The following is a 19416-nucleotide window of genomic DNA, read 5'->3' on the forward strand; positions in this document are numbered from 1 at the left end:
GCCGGGCTCGTGGGTCCGACCACCGACGTCATCGCCGTCCACATCGGCCACGAGGTGCCGCCGGGCGCGGAGTTGGACCGCAGGCTGGCGGCGGCGGGCGCGCGGGCGGTGCCGGACGGGACGACGCTGACGGTCGGCGAGTACCACGCCGTACCCGATCTGCCGCGCCGCACGCTGGTGACCGGCGGCGCGCGCTCCGGCAAGTCCCTGGAGGCCGAGCGGCGCCTGGCGTCCTTTCCCGGCGTGCTGTACGTCGCGACGGGCGGCGACCGCGAGGGCGACCCGGAGTGGCGGGCCAGGGTCGCGACGCACCGGGACCGGCGGCCGGGGTCCTGGCGGACCGCCGAGACCTGCGACCTGGTGCCGCTGCTGGCCGGTGAGGGGCCGCCGCTGCTCGTCGACTGCCTGTCGCTGTGGCTGACGGACGCGATGGACCGGGTGGACGCCTGGGACGACACGGCGTGGGAGGCGGGCGGTGAGGAAGCGCTGCGGGTACGGACGGGCGAGCTGGTCGCCGCCGTGCGCGCGGCGCGGCGCACGGTGGTCCTGGTGACCAACGAGGTCGGCTCGGGCGTCGTACCGGCGACGGCGTCGGGCAGACGATTCCGGGACGAGCTGGGGCGGCTGAACGCGGCGGTGGCCGCCGAGTGCGAGCACCTCCTGCTGGTCGTCGCGGGGCAGGCGCTCACCCTGCGCGGCTGACGGCGGGCGGGCCGCTGCGACGGGGCGCGCTGCCGGTACTGTTCGGCGAATGAGCTCGCTGAATCTCGACGACTTCTCCGATCTGATCGAGCGCCCCGACGGCGGTCTGCGGCGTGACGCCGAGGAACGCCGCGAACGGCTGATCGTCCCGCCGGGCGCGCTGGGCCGGCTCGACGAACTGGCCGAGTGGCTGTCGGCCGCCCAGGCGACCGTGCCCGTCACCGCCATCTCGCAGCCGCGCGTGGTGCTCTTCGCCGGTGACCACGGTGTCGCCTCGCTGAACGTCTCGGCCCGACCGGCGGGCAGCGCGCATCAGTTGGTGCGCGCGGTGCTGGACGGCGAGAGCCCGGTGGCGGTGCTGGCGCGCCGCGCCGGGGTGCCGGTACGAATCGTGGACGCCGGTCTGGACTGCGATCCGGAGCTGCTTCCCACAGAGGTCGTACGGCACCGGGTGCGGCGCGGCAGCGGGCGTATCGACGTCGAGGACGCGCTGACGATCGAGGAGGCGGAGGCGGCCGTACGGCTCGGCATGGCGATCGCCGACGAGGAGGCGGACTCCGGCACGGATCTGGTCGTCCTAGGCGATCTGAGTGTCGGCGGTACGACGCCGGCCGCCGCGTTGATCGCGGCGCTGTGCGGCACGGACGCGTCCGTGGTCACGGGGCGCGGCGGCGCGGGGATCGACGACCTGGCGTGGATGCGCAAGTGCGCGGCGATCAGGGACGCGCTGCGCCGGGCGCGACCGGTACTCGGCGACCAGCTGGAACTGCTGGCGACGGTCGGCGGCGCGGACCTGGCGGCGACGACCGGATTCCTGCTCCAGAGCGCGGTCCGCCGGATGCCGGTGATCCTGGACGGCGTCGTCTCGGCGGCGTGCGCCCTGGTCGGCCAGCGGGCGGCGTTCCGCGCCCCGGACTGGTGGCTGGCGGGCCAGGTGAGCGGCGAGCCGGCACAGGGCAAGGCGCTGGACCGCATGGCGATCAACCCGCTGCTCGACCACGGGGTGGTCGTGGGCGAGGGCACGGGCGCGCTGCTGGCCCTGCCGATGGTCCAGGCCGCGGTGTCCCTGGCGGCGGAGCTGCCGGAGCGACCGGAGACACCGGAGCCGGCCGAGATGGAGACCGCGGGAGTCGAGGACATCACGTAGGGCCGGGCGCCGGACGCCAGGTCCGTGAAGCGGCGCGTGCGATCGCCCGGCGGAGAACCGGCGTCGCGGCCGCCGGCCGCACGCGGGCGCCTGCGCCGACACGGCGAAGTGCGGCGCCGGCCGCCCAGGCCGACGACATGACGACGCGTCCGATCACAGGCGGGCAACCGGCGTCGCGGAGGACCCCGTCTCCGACCACACGGCGAGGCACCACGCCAGACGCCAAGCTCCGCGAAGCGGCCGACGACTGACGGTGCGTCCGTCGCACGGCGAGGGACCGTCGTTGTGAACGGCCGGGCCGCGGGTGCGCGAACCCACCTGCGACAGCACGGCGAGGTGCGGTGCCGGACGCCGAGGTCCGTCCACAGGGCGGGGCTCACGCGCCGTGCAGGGCGCGCGACATGACGACGCGTCCGATCAGACGGCGAGGCGCCGTGCCGGACGCCCAGCTCCGCGAAGCGGCCGACGACTGACGGCGCGTCCGTCGCACGTCGCCGGGCGCCCACGGCCCAGGCGGCGTGCGCCGTACGGCACTTCGTGGGCACGCCCGGCAGTCCGTCCGGGGCTGATCCCACCCGGTGCGCCGGCCAAGGAGGTTCGTGCGCCGCACGGGACTCGGCGGGCACGCCTCACGCCCCGTCCGGGCGCCGACGGCCCAGGCGGCGTGCGCCGTACGGGACTTCGTGGGCACGCCCGGCAGTCCGTCCGGGGCTGATCCCACCCGGTGCGCCGGCCGAGGAGGTTCGTGCGCCGCACGGGACTCGGCGGGCACGCCTCACGCCCCGTGCGTCAGCGGGCCATGGTGCGAGCCGGGACCACCGCGCCGCCCCCGGTGGCATGCGGGCCTGGGGGCGGAGCCGTACGTCCCGACGTTTCTTCGCCCGCACGCCCGCCCCGCAAGCCGGGCATAAGCCTCATATGATCCCGCTTCATGGGAGAAGCGGGATCGATCCGGGCGGGCGTGGTCCGGGCCGTTCGGCGGGAGTGGGGGGTGCCGCTGCGGACCGTGCGGGTGGCGCTCGTGCGGCGGACCTGGCGCGCGATCCCGCTGACGCTGGCCGCCGTGTGCCTGACGGCCCTGCTCCAGGTCGTGCAGAACCAGTCGTGGGGCCTTCGGCCGGTGCTGGACCTCGGCGGTGTCCGGGCGCAGGATCCGCTGTGGCTCGCCCTGTTGCGTACACCGCTGTCGCTCTTCGTACCCGCGCTCGACCTGCCCGTGTGGGGCGCGCTGGCGCAGATCCTCGTGGCCTTCGGGATCGCCGAGATCTGCGTCGGCCGGTGGCGCACCGTGCTGATCGCGTACGCCGCGACCCTCGCCGGGACCTTCTACGCGCGCCTCGCCATCGCCTTCGGCCCGCACGGCGCCATGGGCCCGCTCGGCCTCCCCGGCTCGAACGCGTCGGTCGTCGACACCGGCCCCTCGGCGGCGGTCGTCGGGCTGGCGGTCTACGTGTGCTGGCACTACCGCGCCTGGTTCACGGCGGCGCTGGTCGTCGTGGCGGCCGTCCTGGAGGTCGCGGTCAAGGACAACCTGGCCGGCCGTGAACACCTGGCGGCGATCCTGCTCGTCGTGGCGGTGTGCGCGCTGGAGGACGCCACTCAGCGCGGCGGGTCGGACGTCGCGACCCGCTTCGGCTCGACGTCCGGGGCGCCGCCGATCCAGTCCTGCACCCGGCGGCGCGGCCCGGACCAGCGGCGGTCCCGGTGGTACGCGCGCAGCGTCATCCGGGCGCGCGCCCGGTGGCGGCGCCGGTAGAACCGGCGCGCCCAGAACGAGCCCGGTCGCGCGAGCCGGAGCGCGCCGATGATCGCCACCGGGGGCACCAGCACACCCACGAGCGCCATCGGCAGCTTCCCCTTGAGCAGCGTGACGAGGACGAAGAGGAGGCTGATGCCGAGGCTCACCAGCAGCGAGACCCGGTCCTGCCGTTCCTCCGGCGAGAGCGAGTCGACACCGAGCGGCGAGTAGCCGCTCAGTACGAGGAGCGCGAGCGCGGCGGCCAGGACCACGACCTCCACGCTCTTGCGGCCCTGCTCCGTCCAGTACACGTCGTCCAGATGCAGGACCAGCGCGAACTCGTCGAGGACCAGCCCGGCCCCCATCCCGAAGATCACCGCCCACACGGCCGCCGCGACACCGTGCCTGCCGCTGCCGACCGCGCCGAAGCCGCCGATCACCATGAGGATCACGCCGGGCACCACGTGGTGGATGTGCATCCCGCCGGGCCGGACGTTGCGGAACGGCCCCTTCCCCGCGCGGATCAGCCGGGTGATCATCCGCGTGATCGCGAAGGTCAGTACGAAGGCGACCAGCGCGAGCAGCATGGGGAGCTTCCCCGGCTCGACGAAGTTCTGCTGGAACCAGGAACCCATGTCTCCCGCCTCCCCTTTGGGACGTTCGCCCCTTTGCGCATATCTGAAGCACCTATGCGCAACTTACCGGCCGAAGCGCCTCCCCCGGCCGAGGTCCCCCGCGAGAGGCACACGCCGCCCGGCTACTCTTCGCGCGATGAGCGCCCCACGTTCGACGCCCACCGCCGCCGACGGCATACGGTTCGCCTTCGGCACGCTCACCGCGCTCCCGGTCCGGGTGACCCGCTGGGACCGCGAGGCCGCCCGTGCCGGGATGCTCGCCGCGCCGCTGGCCGGCCTGGTCGTCGGCCTGTGCGCCGCCGCCGTCCCCGCCGCGCTCACCCGGGGACTGCATCTCGACGGTCTCGCCGACACCGCAGACGGACTCGGCAGCGCGAAACCGGCCGAGGACGCGCTGCGGATCATGAAGCAGTCGGACATCGGGCCGTTCGGCGTGATCACGCTCCTGCTCGTACTGCTTACACAGGTCGCCGCGTTGACGGAGCTGTACGACGAGGGCTGGGCGTACGGCGCGGTCGCCGGCACCCTCGCGGCCGTCACCGCGCGGCTCGCGCTGACGCTGGCCGCGCGTACCGGCGTACCGCCCGCGCGGCCCGACGGGCTCGGCGCCACCGTCGCGGGCTCCGTGCCCCCGCGCACCGCGCTGCTCACGGCGCTGCTGGTGGCGGCCGTCTCCGCCGCCGCGTGCGGCGGCCTGTTCGGGGCGTACGGCGCCCTGCACCACACCCTGGCCCTCGCCGCCGGCCTCGGCACCGCCCAGCTGCTGCTCACGCACTGCGTGCGCCGCTTCGGCGGTGTCACCGGCGACGTCTTCGGCGGCCTCGCCGAGACGGCGGCGACGGCCGCCCTGGTCGCCCTGACGCTTGGCTGACGGACCGTCGGCGGATTCGGACACGGGGCAGATGTCCGAAGTACGACCGCCGCTGTGAACGGACGTGAACACCGCGCGTAGGCTCGCATCGGTGCTCCGCAGGCCGAAATACGATGCGGTGGGCACGGCCGGGCCTGCGAAAGACCGGCTTCCGCCGAAGAACTTCTATGGAAGCGAGATTTCACCACCGTGACTGCTCTCACTCTCAGCACAGCCGGCGCGGCGACGTTGCGCGCCGACGCGATCGTCGTCGGCGTCGCCAAGGGAGCCAAGGGCCCGGTCGTCGCACCGGGCGCCGAGGCCGTGGACAAGGCGTACGACGGCAAGCTCGCCTCCGTCCTGGAGTCCCTCGGCGCCACGGGTGCCGAGGGCGAGGCGACCAAGCTCCCCGCGCCGTCCGGCCTCAAGGCCCCGATCGTCATCGCGGTCGGCCTCGGCACGGTCCCCGCGAAGGACGAGGCGTACGGCGCCGAGACCCTCCGCCGCGCCGCCGGTGTCGCCGCCCGCACCCTGTCCGGCGCCAAGAAGGCCGCGTTCGCGCTTCCCACGGAGGCCGCCGAGGACATCGCGGCCGTCGCGGAGGGGGCGCTGCTCGGCGCGTACGCCTTCACCGCGTACCGCGGCACCGAGCGCAAGCCCGCCAAGTCCGGCGCGGCCGGCAAGAACGACAGCGGTGTGAAGCAGCCGCTCGGCGAGGTCACCCTGCTCGGCGGGAAGCCGCGCGACAAGGCGCACAAGGCGGCGGTCGAGCGCGCGATCTCGCTGACCGAGGAGATCAACCGCGCCCGCGACCTGATCAACACCCCGCCGAACGACCTGTACCCGGAGACCTTCGCCGCCATCGCCACCGCGGCCGGCAAGGAGCACGGCGTCAAGGTCCAGGTCACCGACGAGAAGGCGCTCGTCAAGGGCGGCTACGGCGGTCTCCTCGGCGTCGGCCAGGGCTCGGAGCACGGGCCTCGCCTCGTACGCCTGGAGTACACGCACGCCAAGGCGAAGAAGACGATCGCCCTGGTCGGCAAGGGCATCACCTACGACTCGGGCGGCATCTCGCTCAAGCCGCCGGGCCACAACGAGACGATGAAGTGCGACATGAGCGGCGCCGCGGCCGTCCTCGCCGCCGTCGTGTCCGCCGCCCGCCTCGGCCTCCAGGTCAACGTGACCGGCTGGCTGGCGCTCGCCGAGAACATGCCGTCGGGCACCGCGACCCGCCCCGGCGACGTCCTGCGCATGTACAGCGGCAAGACCGTCGAGGTCCTGAACACCGACGCCGAGGGCCGGCTCGTCCTCGCGGACGCGATCACCCGCGCCTCCGAGGAGAAGCCCGACGCGATCGTGGACGTGGCGACGCTGACCGGCGCCATGGTCGTGGCGCTGGGCAACCGCACCTTCGGCATCATGTCGAACGACGACGCGTTCCGTACGTCCGTGCACGAGATCGCGGAGGAGGTCGGCGAGGCGTCCTGGCCGATGCCGCTCCCGAGCGAACTGCTCAAGGGCATGGACTCCCCCACCGCCGACATCGCGAACATGGGTGAGCGCATGGGCGGCGGCCTGGTCGCCGGACTGTTCCTCAAGGAGTTCGTCGGCGAGGGCATCACCTGGGCGCACCTGGACATCGCCGGTCCCGCCTTCCACGAAGGCGCCCCGTACGGCTACACGCCCAAGGGCGGCACGGGCTCGTCGGTCCGCACGCTGGTCAGACTCGCCGAGCGCACCGCCGCGGGCGACCTGGGCTGACGCGGGCCGGCGGCTCCGGCCGCCGTCGGGAATGCGTGGCCCGCCCCGCGGGTTCCGGTTGAGTACCGGGGACCGCGGGGCGGGCCGTTCCGCTCCCGGCGAACGCGTCGCGAGAACGCCGCCGCGCGGCATCGCACCGCGCGGAGCGTGGATGCCCCAGCGCGTGGCATCCGTACGGAGGCCGCGTCGCGTGCGACGCACGTGTAGGACGTGTGTACGTCGCGCGTACGGGCAGGCGCCCGAGCGTCCGTACGAGTCAGTAACCCCTGATCGCGGCCCACCGGCCGTCTCAGAACCCCGGCCCCGCGTCCCGCCGCCCTCCGACAAGTGCGAAGATGGGTTCTCGGCAGGACAGGGCCCCCACCACAGGGCCGACGAAACAGCGGCCGAACACCAGCCGCCGCCCGGTCATCGACCGCGCCCGGCGCACATGCATGGAGGACGTGACGTGGCGAACGACGCCAGCACCGTTTTCGACCTAGTGATCCTCGGCGGCGGTAGCGGCGGTTACGCCGCGGCGCTGCGCGGAGCGCAGCTGGGCCTGGACGTCGCCCTGATCGAGAAGGACAAGGTCGGCGGCACCTGCCTGCACAACGGCTGCATCCCCACGAAGGCCCTGCTGCACGCCGGCGAGATCGCCGACCAGGCGCGCGAGTCCGAGCAGTTCGGGGTCAAGGCCACCTTCGAGGGCATCGACATCGCGGGGGTCCACAAGTACAAGGACGAGGTCGTCTCCGGCCTCTACAAGGGCCTCCAGGGCCTGATCGCCTCCCGCAAGGTGACCTACATCGAGGGCACGGGGCGGCTGTCGTCCCCGACCTCCGTCGACGTCGACGGCCGCCGTATCGAGGGCCGTCACGTCCTGCTCGCCACCGGTTCCGTACCGAGGTCGCTGCCCGGTCTGGAGATCGACGGCCAGCGGATCATCTCCTCGGACCACGCGCTGAAGCTGGACCGCGTCCCGCAGACGGCGATCGTGCTCGGCGGCGGCGTCATCGGCGTCGAGTTCGCCTCCGCGTGGAAGTCCTTCGGTACGGACGTCACCGTCATCGAGGGCCTCAAGCACCTCGTCCCGGTCGAGGACGAGAACAGCTCCAAGCTCCTGGAGCGGGCCTTCCGCAAGCGCGGCATCAAGTTCAACCTCGGCACCTTCTTCGAGAAGGCCGAGTACACACAGGACGGTGTGCGCGTCACGCTGGCCGACGGCAAGACCTTCGACGCGGAGGTGCTGCTGGTCGCGATCGGCCGCGGCCCCGTCTCGCAGGGCCTCGGCTACGAGGAGCAGGGCGTCGCGATGGACCGCGGCTTCGTGCTCGTGGACGAGTACATGCGGACGAACGTCGAGACGATCTCGGCCGTCGGTGACCTGGTCCCGACGCTCCAGCTCGCGCACGTCGGCTTCGCCGAGGGCATCCTCGTGGCGGAGCGGCTGGCCGGTCTGAAGACCGTCCCCGTCGACTACGACGGTGTGCCCCGGGTGACGTACTGCCACCCCGAGGTCGCCTCCGTCGGTATCACCGAGGCCAAGGCCAAGGAGATCTACGGTGCGGACAAGGTCGTCGCCCTGAAGTACAACCTGGCGGGCAACGGCAAGAGCAAGATCCTGAAGACCGCGGGCGAGATCAAGCTCGTCCAGGTCAAGGACGGCGCCGTCGTCGGCGTCCACATGGTCGGTGACCGGATGGGCGAGCAGGTCGGCGAAGCTCAGCTGATCTACAACTGGGAGGCTCTGCCGGCCGAGGTCGCGCAGCTCATCCACGCGCACCCGACGCAGAACGAAGCCCTCGGCGAGGCGCACCTGGCGCTGGCCGGCAAGCCGCTCCACGCCCACGACTGATGCGCCGGTCCGCGCGCGACGACCACTACCGCACTTCCCCTCGCTCGGCGCTCCGCGCAAGCTGGGGAGATCCCACCGTTAGGAGCAGCTGAAACCATGGCGGTTTCCGTAACCCTGCCGGCGCTCGGCGAGAGCGTCACCGAGGGCACTGTCACCCGCTGGCTGAAGGCCGAGGGCGAGCGCGTCGAGGCCGACGAGCCGTTGCTCGAGGTCTCCACCGACAAGGTCGACACCGAGATCCCGGCGCCCGCCTCCGGGATCCTGGCGTCGATCAAGGTCGCCGAGGACGAGACGGTCGAGGTCGGCGCCGAGCTGGCCCTGATCGACGACGGCACGGGCGGTGCGGCTCCCGCCGAGGCGCCGCAGCAGGCGGCGGCTCCGGCCGAGGCCGCGCCCGAGCCCGCCCCCGCGCCGGCCCCCGCGCCCGTTCAGGAGGCCCCGGCGGCTCCGGCGCCCGCGCCCGCCGCTGAGGCCCCGGCCGCCGGCGGCGCCGCCGAGGGCACGGACGTCACCCTTCCGGCGCTCGGTGAGAGCGTCACCGAGGGCACCGTCACGCGCTGGCTCAAGGAGGTCGGCGACGCGGTCGAGGCCGACGAGCCGCTGCTGGAGGTCTCGACGGACAAGGTCGACACCGAGATTCCCGCCCCGGTCGCCGGCGTACTGCTGGAGATCGTGGTCGCCGAGGACGAGACGGCGGAGGTCGGCGCGAAGCTGGCCGTGATCGGCGCCGCCGGTGCCGCTCCGGCCGCCGCCCCGGCACCGGCTCCGGCCGCGCCGAAGGCGGAGGCACCCGCTCCCGCTCCCGCCCCGGCACCTGCCGCCGCACCGGCTCCGGCGCCCGCACCGGCCGCTGCTCCGGCTCCTGCCCCGGCACCGGCGCCCGCGCCCGCGCCGGCCGCACCCGCGCCGGCCGCACCCGCGCCGGCCGCACCCGCGGCTCCCGCCGCACCGGCTCCGGCTCCGGCCCCCGTCGCCGCCGCACCCGCTCCCGCCGCCGGTTCCGGTGACGAGGGCGCGTACGTGACGCCGCTCGTGCGCAAGCTCGCCGCCGAGAACGGCGTCGACCTGGCCTCGGTCAAGGGCACCGGCGTCGGTGGCCGCATCCGCAAGCAGGACGTCGTCGCCGCCGCGGAGGCCGCCAAGGCCGCCGCCCAGGCTCCGGCGCCCGCCGCCGCCCCGGCTCCCGCCGCGTCGAAGGCCCCCAAGCTGGAGGTCTCCCCGCTGCGTGGCCAGACGGTCAAGATGCCGCGCATGCGCAAGGTCATCGGCGAGAACATGATGAAGGCGCTGCACAGCCAGGCTCAGCTGACGTCGGTCGTCGAGGTCGACATCACCAAGCTGATGAGGCTGCGCGCGCAGGCCAAGGAGTCCTTCGCCGCCCGTGAGGGCGTGAAGCTGTCCCCGATGCCGTTCTTCGTCAAGGCCGCGGCCCAGGCGCTGAAGGCGTACCCGGTCGTCAACGCCCGTATCAACGAGGACGAGGGCACCATCACGTACTTCGACTCGGAGAACATCGGCATCGCCGTGGACTCCGAGAAGGGTCTGATGACGCCGGTCATCAAGGGCGCGGGCGATCTGAACCTCGCCGGCATCGCCAAGAAGACCGCCGAGCTGGCGGGCAAGGTCCGCGGCAGCAAGATCACGCCGGACGAGCTGTCCGGTGCGACCTTCACCATCAGCAACACCGGTTCGCGCGGCGCCCTGTTCGACACGATCATCGTGCCCCCGAACCAGGTCGCCATCCTGGGCATCGGCGCGACGGTCCGCCGTCCGGTGGTCATCAACCACCCGGACCTCGGCGAGACGATCGCGGTGCGCGACATGGTCCACGTCGTGCTCTCCTACGACCACCGCCTGGTGGACGGCGCGGACGCCGCCCGCTACCTGACGGCGGTCAAGGCGATCCTGGAGGCGGGCGAGTTCGAGGTCGAGCTCGGCCTGTAGCCACCGCCCGGTACAGCTACGACGGCGCCCCCGTCCGGAGAGATCCGGCCGGGGGCGCCGTCGTGCGCGCGCGCACGGGGACCGCCCGCGTAGCGGGACCCGCCCGCGTAAAGGGTTCTTCCGCACCTCGTAAGGAGTCCGCCTCTGTGCGTCATCAAGCACCTGACACCCCCCTCAAGAGGGGTAACCTCGGCTCGGTCACCCGAAGGAGTCCCGTCATGACCCCGCCCGTCGTCCACTCGCTGCGCGAGCAGATCCGCGAGCACATCGTGGAGGGCATCGTCAGCGGACGCTGGAAGCCGGGTGAGCGGATCGTGGAGCGGCGGATCGCGACCGAGCTGGCCGTCAGTCAGACGCCCGTACGCGAGGCGCTGCGGGAGCTGGAGTCGCTGCGGCTGATCGAGTCCGCGCCGAACAAGGGCGTACGGGTACGGAATCTGACCGCCGCCGATCTTGAGGAGAGCTACCCCGTACGGGCAGGTCTGGAGCAGATCGCCGCCGAGCTGGCCGCCGAGCGGCTGGCGGCCGACACCTCCGCCCTGGAGCCCCACGTGACGGCGCTGTACGAGGCCGACCGGCGGGCCGACGGGACCGCGCAGGTACGGCACACCGTCGACTTCCACCGCGAGCTGGTACGCGCCGCCGGGAACAGCGTGCTGCTGCACACCTGGGAGGGGCTGGGCATCGAGGTGTTCACGGCGCTGTCGATCCGGTGGCTGGGCACGGTGCAGAAGTCGTACGCCGAGGAGCACCAGGAGCTGGTCGAGGCCTTCCACCGCCGTGATCCGCTCATCGGCGCACTGGTGAAGGATCACGTGCTCGGATGTGCGCCGCGCGCCTGAGCGGGCGCCCGTTTCATACCGTTTCGAGGCGTCACCGCGTGCCCTGCCCACCGGCACTGGATGCCAATTTCTTCAGATCATGAAATTTTGCCGTCAACTCTTTGATCGATCATCGATCAGCGACTTACAGTCGACAGCGGGCTGCACCCAGCCCCTCGCCCTGTCCTGCCAGACAAGGCCTCTTTTGACCCTCCTCCTGTCCGGAAGGCGGCGACCATGCCCGACCCCGTAGGCAAGCTTCCGAGCGAGCTCGACCAGCTCCCGGACCGCGACGCCGAGGAAACCGCCGAATGGGCGGCCTCTCTCGACGCCGTCACCGAGCATGCGGGCCCGCACCGTGCGGCGTACCTGATGCGGCGCACGCTCCAGCACGCCGAGAGCGCCGGGGTTCCCGTGCCCGCTCTGCTGGAGACGGACTACCTGAACACCATCCCGACCGCCGCCGAGCCCGCCTTCGACGGCGACGAGGCGATGGAGACCCGGATCGCCGGCTGGAACCGCTGGAACGCCGCCGCGATGGTCACCCGGGGCGCGCGCCTCGGTGTCGGTGGCCACATCGCCACCTTCGCCTCGGCCGCCTGGCTCTACGAGACGGGCTTCAACCACTTCTTCCGCGGCAAGGAGGGCGAGGGCTCCGGCGACCAGCTCTACATACAGGGCCACGCCTCCCCCGGCATCTACGCCCGCGCCTTCCTCGACGGCCGCCTCACCGAGGAGCACCTCGACAACTTCCGTCAGGAGGCCGGCGGCAAGGGCCTCCCGTCCTACCCGCACCCCCGGCGGCTGCCGTGGCTGTGGGAGTTCCCCACCGTCTCCATGGGCCTCGGTCCGCTCTCCGCGATCTACCAGGCGCGCTTCAACCGCTACCTGACGAACCGCGGCATCAAGGACACCTCCGCCTCCCACGTATGGGCGTTCCTCGGCGACGGCGAGATGGACGAGCCCGAGTCGACGGCGGCACTCGCCCTCGCGGCCCGCGAAGGACTCGACAACCTCACCTTCGTCATCAACTGCAACCTCCAGCGCCTCGACGGCCCCGTCCGCGCGAACTTCAAGATCGTGCAGGAGCTGGAGTCCCAGTTCCGCGGCGCGGGCTGGAACGTCGTGAAGTCGCTGTGGGGCTCCGCCTGGGACGAGCTGTTCGCGCTCGACACCACGGGCGCCCTCGTCAGGAGGCTGCGCGCCGTACCGGACGCGCAGTTCCAGACGTACGCGACCCGCGACGTGGCGTACATCCGTGAGCACTTCTTCGGCGCCGAGCCCGCGCTCGCCGAGCTGGCGAAACTGCTGACCGACGCGAAGATCGCCGAGTGCTTCCACACCTCGCGCGGCGGCCACGAGGCCCGCAAGGTGTACGCGGCCTACCGCGCCGCGCTCGCCCACAAGGGCGCGCCGACCGTGGTCCTCGCGCAGACGGTGAAGGGCTACACGCTCGGCGCCGGCTTCGAGTCGCGCAACGCCAACCACCAGATGAAGAAGCTCTCCGGGGAGCAGTTCCGCGCCATGCGCGATCTGCTGGAACTTCCCATCCCCGACTCGACGTTGAACGAAGAACTGGTGCCGTACGCCCACCCCGGCGCCGATTCCCCCGAGGTCCGCTATCTGCAGGAGCGGCGTGCCGAGCTCGGCGGGCCCGCCCCGGCCCGCCGAGTGCATGCCGTCGCCCTGCCGCAGCCGTCCGAGAAGGCGTTCCAGTCCGTCTACAAGGGTTCCGGCAAGCAGTCGGTCGCCACGACCATGGCGTTCGTCCGGCTCGTGAAGGACCTGATGCGGGACAAGGAGACCGGCAGGCGCTGGGTCCCGATCGTCCCCGACGAGGCGCGTACGTTCGGTATGGAGGCGCTGTTCCCGTCGGCGGGCATCTACTCGCCGCTGGGCCAGACGTACGACCCGGTCGACCGTGACCAGATCATGTACTACAAGGAGGCCAAGGACGGCCAGATCCTCAACGAGGGGATCACCGAGGCCGGTTCGATGGCCGACTTCATCGCCGCCGCCACGTCGTACGCGACGCACGGCGAGACGATGATCCCGTTCTACATCTTCTACTCGATGTTCGGCTGGCAGCGCACGGGCGACCAGATGTGGCAGCTCGCCGACCAGCTCGGCAAGGGCTTCATCGTCGGCGCGACGGCCGGCCGTACGACCCTGACGGGCGAGGGCCTCCAGCACGCGGACGGCCACTCGCACCTGCTGGCGGCGACGAACCCGGCCTCGCTCAACTACGACCCGGCGTTCGCGTACGAGATCGCGGTCATCGTCAAGGACGGCCTGCGGCGGATGTACGGGCCCGATGCCGAGGACGTCTTCTACTACCTCACCGTCTACAACGAGCCGATGCCGCAGCCCGCCATGCCCGAGGGTGTGGAGGAGGGCATCGTCAAGGGCCTGTACCGCTTCAAGGAGGGCGTGCCCGCCAAGGCGGACGCGCCGAGGCTCCAGCTGCTCGCCTCCGGCACGGCCATCCACTGGGCCCTGGAGGCCCAGGAGCTGCTCGCCGCCGAGTGGGGTGTCACGGCCGACGTCTGGTCGGCGACGTCCTGGGGCGAGCTGCGCAGGGAGGCGCTGGAGTGCGACGAGGCGCTGCTGCGCGGCGAGCAGCGCACGCCGTACGTGACGCGCGCCCTGGACGGCGCGCAGGGGCCGGTGCTGGCCGTCAGCGACTGGATGCGCCAGGTGCCCGACCAGATCAGCCAGTGGGTCGAGCAGGACTACTCCTCGCTCGGTACGGACGGCTTCGGGCTCTCCGACACGCGTGAGGCGGCCCGCCGCCACTTCGGTGTCGACGCCCGGTCGATCACGGTCGCGGCACTGGCGCAGCTCGCGCGGCGCGGCGAGGTGCCCGCGTCGTCGGTCAAGGAGGCGCGGGAGCGCTACGGCCTCTGAGCCCCTCTTGCAGAAAGCGGCTCCGGCCGGCCCTCGTGGCCGGCCGGAGCCGCTTCCTTATAAGGCGAGGTCCACGGCATGCTTGACCCTGACACCGTGTGAAGCCGTGCAGTAGGGGACGTCATGTTCACCATCGGAGACTTCGCCAGGCACGGCCGTGTGTCGGCCCGCATGCTGCGTCACTACGACGCGATCGGGCTGCTGCGTCCCGCCCACACCGACTCGTTCAGCGGCTACCGCCACTACACGGCGGCCCAGCTCGCCCAGCTCAACCGGGTCATCGCCCTCAAGGATCTCGGCTTCACGCTCCAGCAGGTGCGGGAGATCCTCGAAGACCGCGTGAGCCCTCAGGAGCTGCGCGGGATGCTGATGCTGCGGCGGGCCGAGCTGGCGGCGGCGATGGCGGCGAACGCCGCCACACTGGCCCAGGTCGAGGCGAGGCTCCGGTCGATCGAGAGTGAGGGGCACATGCCCACCGAAGACGTCGTCGTCAAGACCATTCCAGCGGTACGGGTGGCCGAACTGACCTCCGTGGCCGCCAGTTACGAACCCCGGGACATCGGCCCGGTGATCGTGCCTCTGTACGAGGAGCTGTTCCGCCGCCTGGAGGCGGCCGGGGTGACTCCGACGGGGCCCGGTGTCGCCCGCTACGAGGACGCGCCCGAGGGGAACGGTGCCGTCGTCGTCCACGCGGGGGTGACGGTCTCCGCGGACCCGGCGCCGGGCCAGGACTTCGAGATCCTGGACCTGCCGCCCATCGAGCGGGCCGCGACGATCGTGCACCGGGGTTCGATGGAGACGATCATGCCGACCGCCCAGATCCTGGCCCGCTGGATCGACACGGGTGACCACCGCTCCGCGGGGTACGCGCGCGAGGTCAACCTCGAATGCCCGGCGGACAAGGACAAGTGGGTGACCGAACTCCAGGAACCCCTGGCGTAGCTCCGGACAGGGCCTGCTCCGGTCCGGCCCGCGGCGGCGCGCGTGGACAATGGGTCCATGCGCGCTGCCCGGCTGATCAAGATGGTGCTGCTCCTCCAGGCGCGGCCCTCCATGACCGGGGCCGAGCTGGCACAGGAGCTGGAGGTGTCCGAGCGCACCGTCACCCGCGACGCGCTGGCCCTCTCCGAGGCCGGGGTGCCCGTCTACGCGGACCGGGGGCGCTCCGGTGGCTACCGGCTCGTCGGCGGCTACCGCACGCGCCTCACGGGCCTGGCACGGGGCGAGGCGGAGGCCCTGTTCCTCTCGGGGCTGCCGAACGCGCTGCGCGAGATGGGCCTGGAGGACGCGGGGTCCGCCGCCCGCCTCAAGGTGTCGGCGGCGCTGCTCCCCTCCCTGAGGGGAGCGTCGGACTCGGCGGCCCGGCGCTTCCACCTGGACGCGCCGGGCTGGTACCAGGAACCGGAGACCCCGGAGTGGCTGCCGGCCGTCGCCGAGGCCGTGTGGGACGACCGCACCGTCCTCGCCCGCTACCGGCGCCAGGACGCCGAGGTGGAGCGGGAGTTGGCCCCGTACGGACTCGTGCTCAAGGCGGGCGTCTGGTACCTCTGCGCTCGCGTCGAGACGGCCTTCCGCGTCTACCGGATCGACCGCTTCACGCAGGTCACGCTCACGCGGGAGCGCTTCGAACGGGACGAGTCCTTCGACCTGGCCGCCTTCTGGGAAGAGCGGGCGGCGCAGTTCGCGCGGTCCATCCTCCGTACGGAGGTGGTGCTCCGGCTCTCCCCCGAGGGGCTGCGCCGACTGCCGTACCTGACCGACCGGGCCTCGGCCCAGGAGGCCGTCGAGGCGGCGGGCCCGCCGGACGAGGACGGCTGGACGACCCTCACACTGCCGGTCGAGTCGGCCGACGTCGCGTTCGCCCAGCTCTTCGGCTTCGGGCCGGAGTTGGAGGTGCTGGAGCCGGCGGAGCTGCGTGCCCACTTCGCCGACTCCGCCGACCGTACGGCGCGCCTCTACCGGTAGCCGTCCATGGGCACCTCCGTGCCCGGCGCCGCCGCCTCGGCCGCCATGTACCCCCACATGTCCGGGCGGCTGCCGTCCACGTCCGTGACGCCGTACTCCTTCGCGAGCTGTCCGCTGGACAGCGACTGCCCGGCCCAGCGCTCCCGCTCCGGGTCCACGACGAGCGCCGCGACTCCCCGGCCCACGTACGCGGGTGTCTCGGACAGCGCGAAGTGCCGGTGGATCTTGATACCGTCCCGCCAGTTCTCCTCGGTGATGCCGAAGCCGTCGAGCATCTCCTCGGAGCGCAGGAAGCCGGGCGTGACCGCGACCGCCGTACCGCCCACGCTCTTCAGCTCCTCCGCCAGCAGATAGGCCATCCGGATCGGGGCGTTCTTGGCGAGGTCGTAGTAGAAGTTCTCACGCGGTGTCCTGTTGGACTCCGCGGTGCCGTCGGTGACCTCCACCACCAGGCCCCCGGGCCGCCGTACGAGCAGCGGCAGCGCGACGCTGCTGGTGATGAGGTGGGTCTTCACCCCGAGGTCGAGCATCCGCAGCCCGCGCTCCAGGTCGAGCTCCCACACGGGGGTGCCGAAGTCGAGGAACTTGTTCCCGCCCCACACATCGTTGACCAGCACGTCCAGCCGGCCCTGCTCCCGGTCGATCCGGTCCACCAGCGCCTGTACGCGTTCGACCTCCAGATGGTCGGTCGGTACGGCGATGCCTTCGCCGCCCGCGCGGGTGACCAGTTCGGCCGTCTCCTCGATCGTCTCCGTGTGCCGCCCCACCTCGCTGGCGCTCCCGCGCGTGGTGCGCCCCGTCACGTACACCGTCGCGCCGACGGCGCCCAGCTCCACGGCGATCGCCCGCCCCGCACCCCGGGTGGCCCCGGCCACCAGTGCGATCTTTCCTGCGAACGGCTTGTCGGTCATCAGCCGGCTCCCTCTCTGTCGGTCTCTCACCACGACCGTTCCACGAAAAGGAGACATCTTCTGTCCGGCATGATCCGCGCCGCGCGGATCTCCCCCGCTTTCCGCGCTCCGCGTGCGCCGCCTCCCGCCAAGCACGATGCTGTACCCGTGACCGACGAGACGGAGTTCTGGGAGATCATCGACGCCACGCGCGAGGCCGCCGGCGGCGACCCGGACGAGCACGCCGATCTCGTCGTGGAGCGGCTGCTCCAACTCGACCCCGACTCGGTCCTGGACTTCGCCCGGCACTTCGAGACCCGCTACAACCGCGCGTACCACTGGGACCTGTGGGCGGCGGCGGCGATTCTGCTCGGCGGCGCGAGCGACGACGCGTTCGACTACTTCCGCTGCTGGCTCATCGGCCAGGGCCGGGAGATGTTCGAGGGCGCGGTGCACGACCCGGACAGCCTCGCGGAGCTGATCGACGAGTTCGACGAGGAGGTCGACGGCGACGGCGAGGAGCTGGGGTACGCGGCGGACGAGGCGTACGAGCAGCTCACCGGCGCCGTCGCGCCCGACCTGGGGGTCACCCCGCAGGCCCCGGAGCCCGAGGGCACACCGGTCGACTTCGAGGACTCACAGGCACTCGCGGACCGCCTTCCCCGGCTCTGGGAGCGGTTCGGCGTCGACTGACCCGCCCCGGCACCGTCAGACGTCCAGCGAACGCCCCATGAGGACGTCGTCGACGTACCGCCGGTCCAGGAAGAACTCCCCGGGCAGCACACCCTCCACCACGAAGCCCTCCGACTCGTAGAGCGTGCGCGCCGGTTCGTTGTGCCCGAGCACCCGTAGCGTCATCCGCACCGCGCCCTCGCCACGCGCCTTCTCCATGGCCGCCCGCAGCAGCCCCCGCGCCACTCCCCGGCCACGCGCCCAGTCGTGCACGGCGAGCCCCTGGATCTGCCGGACGTGCGCGTTGCAGGCGAGCGGGGTGGGCGCCGCCAGCCGCAGATATCCGGCGATCCGGCCGTCCGCCTCGGCGACCAGATAGTCCTGGGGCCGGTGCCGCGAGTCGAAGAACGGCTCGAACGGCGGCTCCTGCCTGGGCGTCACCGCGTGGAGGAACGACCAGGTGTCGTGGTCGAGACGGCTCAGGGCGTCGTCGTCCGACGGCAGAGCGGCGCGTATGAGTGGTTCCGGCATGGCACCAACTGTCCCACGGGGGCGGGGAGCGGCAGGATGGGTTCCATGAGGATCGCGATCACCGGCTCCAACGGGCTCATCGGTACGGCGCTGACGCGCTCCCTGCGGGCGGACGGGCACGACGTGGTCCGTCTGGTCCGGCATCCCTCCCGGGCGGGCGACGAGGTCGAGTGGGACCCCGCCCGCCAGTACGTGGACGTGAGCGGGCTGTACGGCTGCGAGGCCGTGGTCCATCTCGCGGGCGCGGGGGTGGCGGACCACCGGTGGACCGACGCGTACAAGAAAGAGATCAGGGACAGTCGTGTCCTCGGTACGGCGGCGATCGCCGAGGCCGTCGCCTCCCTCGACACCCCGCCGAAGGTCCTGGTGTGCGGGTCGGCCATCGGCTTCTACGGCGACACGGGCGACCGCGCGGTGGACGAGTCGGCGCCGCCCGGCGAGGGGTTCCTGCCCTCGGTGTGCGTCGAGTGGGAGGACGCCGCCGCCCCCGCGACGGACGCGGGCGTACGGACGGTGTTCGCCCGCACGGGGCTGGTCGTGGCGCGCGAGGGCGGCGCGTGGGGCCGGCTGTTCCCGATCTTCCGCGCGGGGCTGGGCGGCCGGATCGGCGACGGGCGCCAGTACTGGAGCTTCATCTCCCTGCACGACCACGTGGCGGCGCTGCGGCACCTGATCGACACGGAGTCCCTGTCTGGCCCGGTGAACCTGACGGCGCCGGAACCGGTGACGAACCGCGAGGTCACGGCGGCGATGGGCCGCGTGCTGCACCGCCCGACGGTGTTCGCGGTGCCGTCGGCGGCGCTGCGGGTGGCGCTGGGCGAGTTCTCGGTGGACGTGCTGAGCAGCCAGCGGGTGCGGCCGAGGAAGCTGCTGGAGTCGGGGTTCACGTTCGCGTTCCCAAAGATCGACGAGTCGATCGTCTCGGCGATGGCGCCTGCGGCGCGCTAGGTGGTGCCCGGGCCGGCCGGGCGGGTTGCGCCTGCGGCGGGCTGGGGTGGTTGCGGTGGTGTCCGGGT

15 protein-coding genes and 1 pseudogene are annotated in these 19416 nt (G+C 72.4%); 13 read left to right on the forward strand and 3 right to left on the reverse strand.

The features are described 5' to 3' along the window. The 3 genes and pseudogenes from BHU15_RS41235 to BHU15_RS40075 form a co-directional block, all read left to right on the forward strand. A partial coding sequence (locus BHU15_RS41235; protein ID WP_255293077.1) for a bifunctional adenosylcobinamide kinase/adenosylcobinamide-phosphate guanylyltransferase occupies positions 1 to 702 on the forward strand: 702 nt, incomplete at its 5' end. A 58-nt stretch (positions 703 to 760) separates the two neighbouring features. Continuing rightward, positions 761 to 1849, forward strand: coding sequence for a nicotinate-nucleotide--dimethylbenzimidazole phosphoribosyltransferase (cobT, locus tag BHU15_RS10865; RefSeq protein WP_069627010.1), 1089 nt, complete (start codon positions 761 to 763; stop codon positions 1847 to 1849). Positions 1850 to 2780: 931 nt separating this feature from the next. Next, positions 2781 to 3515, forward strand: a pseudogene (locus BHU15_RS40075) (hypothetical protein); the annotation flags it as partial. On the opposite strand, the gene BHU15_RS10870 reads toward BHU15_RS40075, so the two are convergent. Beyond that, entirely contained in the window at positions 3449 to 4222 is a 774-nt protein-coding gene (locus BHU15_RS10870; RefSeq protein WP_069626989.1) for a hypothetical protein, read from the reverse strand. The pseudogene BHU15_RS40075 and the gene BHU15_RS10870 overlap by 67 nt on opposite strands. Before the next feature lie 136 nt (positions 4223 to 4358). Between BHU15_RS10870 and BHU15_RS10875 the strand changes: the two genes are divergently transcribed. The 8 genes from BHU15_RS10875 (at position 4359) to BHU15_RS10910 (ending at position 16307) form a co-directional block, all read left to right on the forward strand. After that, on the forward strand, positions 4359 to 5093 hold the full coding sequence (locus BHU15_RS10875) for an adenosylcobinamide-GDP ribazoletransferase (protein ID WP_069626990.1): 735 nt from the start codon (positions 4359 to 4361) through the stop codon (positions 5091 to 5093). A 189-nt stretch (positions 5094 to 5282) separates the two neighbouring features. Next, positions 5283 to 6833 (forward strand): leucyl aminopeptidase, encoded by a 1551-nt coding sequence (locus BHU15_RS10880; protein WP_069626991.1) that lies wholly within the window; start codon positions 5283 to 5285, stop codon positions 6831 to 6833. Between the two features lie 448 nt (positions 6834 to 7281). Continuing rightward, positions 7282 to 8670, forward strand: a complete 1389-nt coding sequence (gene lpdA / locus BHU15_RS10885) for a dihydrolipoyl dehydrogenase (RefSeq protein WP_023542279.1) — start codon at positions 7282 to 7284, stop codon at positions 8668 to 8670. 96 nt (positions 8671 to 8766) lie between these two features. Then, entirely contained in the window at positions 8767 to 10614 is a 1848-nt protein-coding gene (gene sucB / locus BHU15_RS10890) for a 2-oxoglutarate dehydrogenase, E2 component, dihydrolipoamide succinyltransferase (RefSeq protein ID WP_069626992.1), read from the forward strand. A gap of 218 nt (positions 10615 to 10832) precedes the next feature. Then, positions 10833 to 11456 (forward strand): GntR family transcriptional regulator, encoded by a 624-nt coding sequence (locus BHU15_RS10895; protein WP_023542276.1) that lies wholly within the window; start codon positions 10833 to 10835, stop codon positions 11454 to 11456. Positions 11457 to 11672: 216 nt separating this feature from the next. Beyond that, a complete protein-coding gene (aceE, locus tag BHU15_RS10900; protein ID WP_069626993.1) occupies positions 11673 to 14342 on the forward strand; it encodes a pyruvate dehydrogenase (acetyl-transferring), homodimeric type in 2670 nt (889 codons plus the stop codon). Positions 14343 to 14465: 123 nt separating this feature from the next. After that, positions 14466 to 15284, forward strand: a complete 819-nt coding sequence (locus tag BHU15_RS10905; protein WP_069626994.1) for a MerR family transcriptional regulator — start codon at positions 14466 to 14468, stop codon at positions 15282 to 15284. A gap of 57 nt (positions 15285 to 15341) precedes the next feature. After that, on the forward strand, positions 15342 to 16307 hold the full coding sequence (locus BHU15_RS10910) for a helix-turn-helix transcriptional regulator (RefSeq protein WP_069626995.1): 966 nt from the start codon (positions 15342 to 15344) through the stop codon (positions 16305 to 16307). Here BHU15_RS10910 and BHU15_RS10915 read toward each other — a convergent pair. Beyond that, a complete protein-coding gene (locus BHU15_RS10915; protein WP_171908353.1) occupies positions 16298 to 17218 on the reverse strand; it encodes an SDR family oxidoreductase in 921 nt (306 codons plus the stop codon). The genes BHU15_RS10910 and BHU15_RS10915 overlap by 10 nt on opposite strands. 147 nt (positions 17219 to 17365) lie before the next feature. Here BHU15_RS10915 and BHU15_RS10920 point away from each other — a divergent pair, with 147 nt between their 5' ends. Continuing rightward, positions 17366 to 17890: a DUF4240 domain-containing protein gene (locus BHU15_RS10920; RefSeq protein ID WP_069626996.1), complete on the forward strand. Its 525-nt coding sequence runs from the start codon at positions 17366 to 17368 to the stop codon at positions 17888 to 17890. Between the two features lie 15 nt (positions 17891 to 17905). Here the strand turns inward: BHU15_RS10920 and BHU15_RS10925 are convergent, their stop codons facing one another. Further along, positions 17906 to 18400 carry a GNAT family N-acetyltransferase gene (locus BHU15_RS10925; protein ID WP_023542270.1) on the reverse strand — a complete coding sequence of 165 codons (495 nt, stop codon included), beginning with the start codon at positions 18398 to 18400 and terminating at the stop codon, positions 17906 to 17908. 36 nt (positions 18401 to 18436) lie between these two features. On the opposite strand from BHU15_RS10925, the gene BHU15_RS10930 reads away from it, so the two are divergent. Beyond that, positions 18437 to 19348 carry a TIGR01777 family oxidoreductase gene (locus BHU15_RS10930; RefSeq protein WP_069626997.1) on the forward strand — a complete coding sequence of 304 codons (912 nt, stop codon included), beginning with the start codon at positions 18437 to 18439 and terminating at the stop codon, positions 19346 to 19348. Positions 19349 to 19416: the final 68 nt, after the last annotated feature.

It is taken from the genome of Streptomyces niveus (assembly GCF_001723055.1).
Classification (GTDB): domain Bacteria; phylum Actinomycetota; class Actinomycetes; order Streptomycetales; family Streptomycetaceae; genus Streptomyces; species Streptomyces niveus.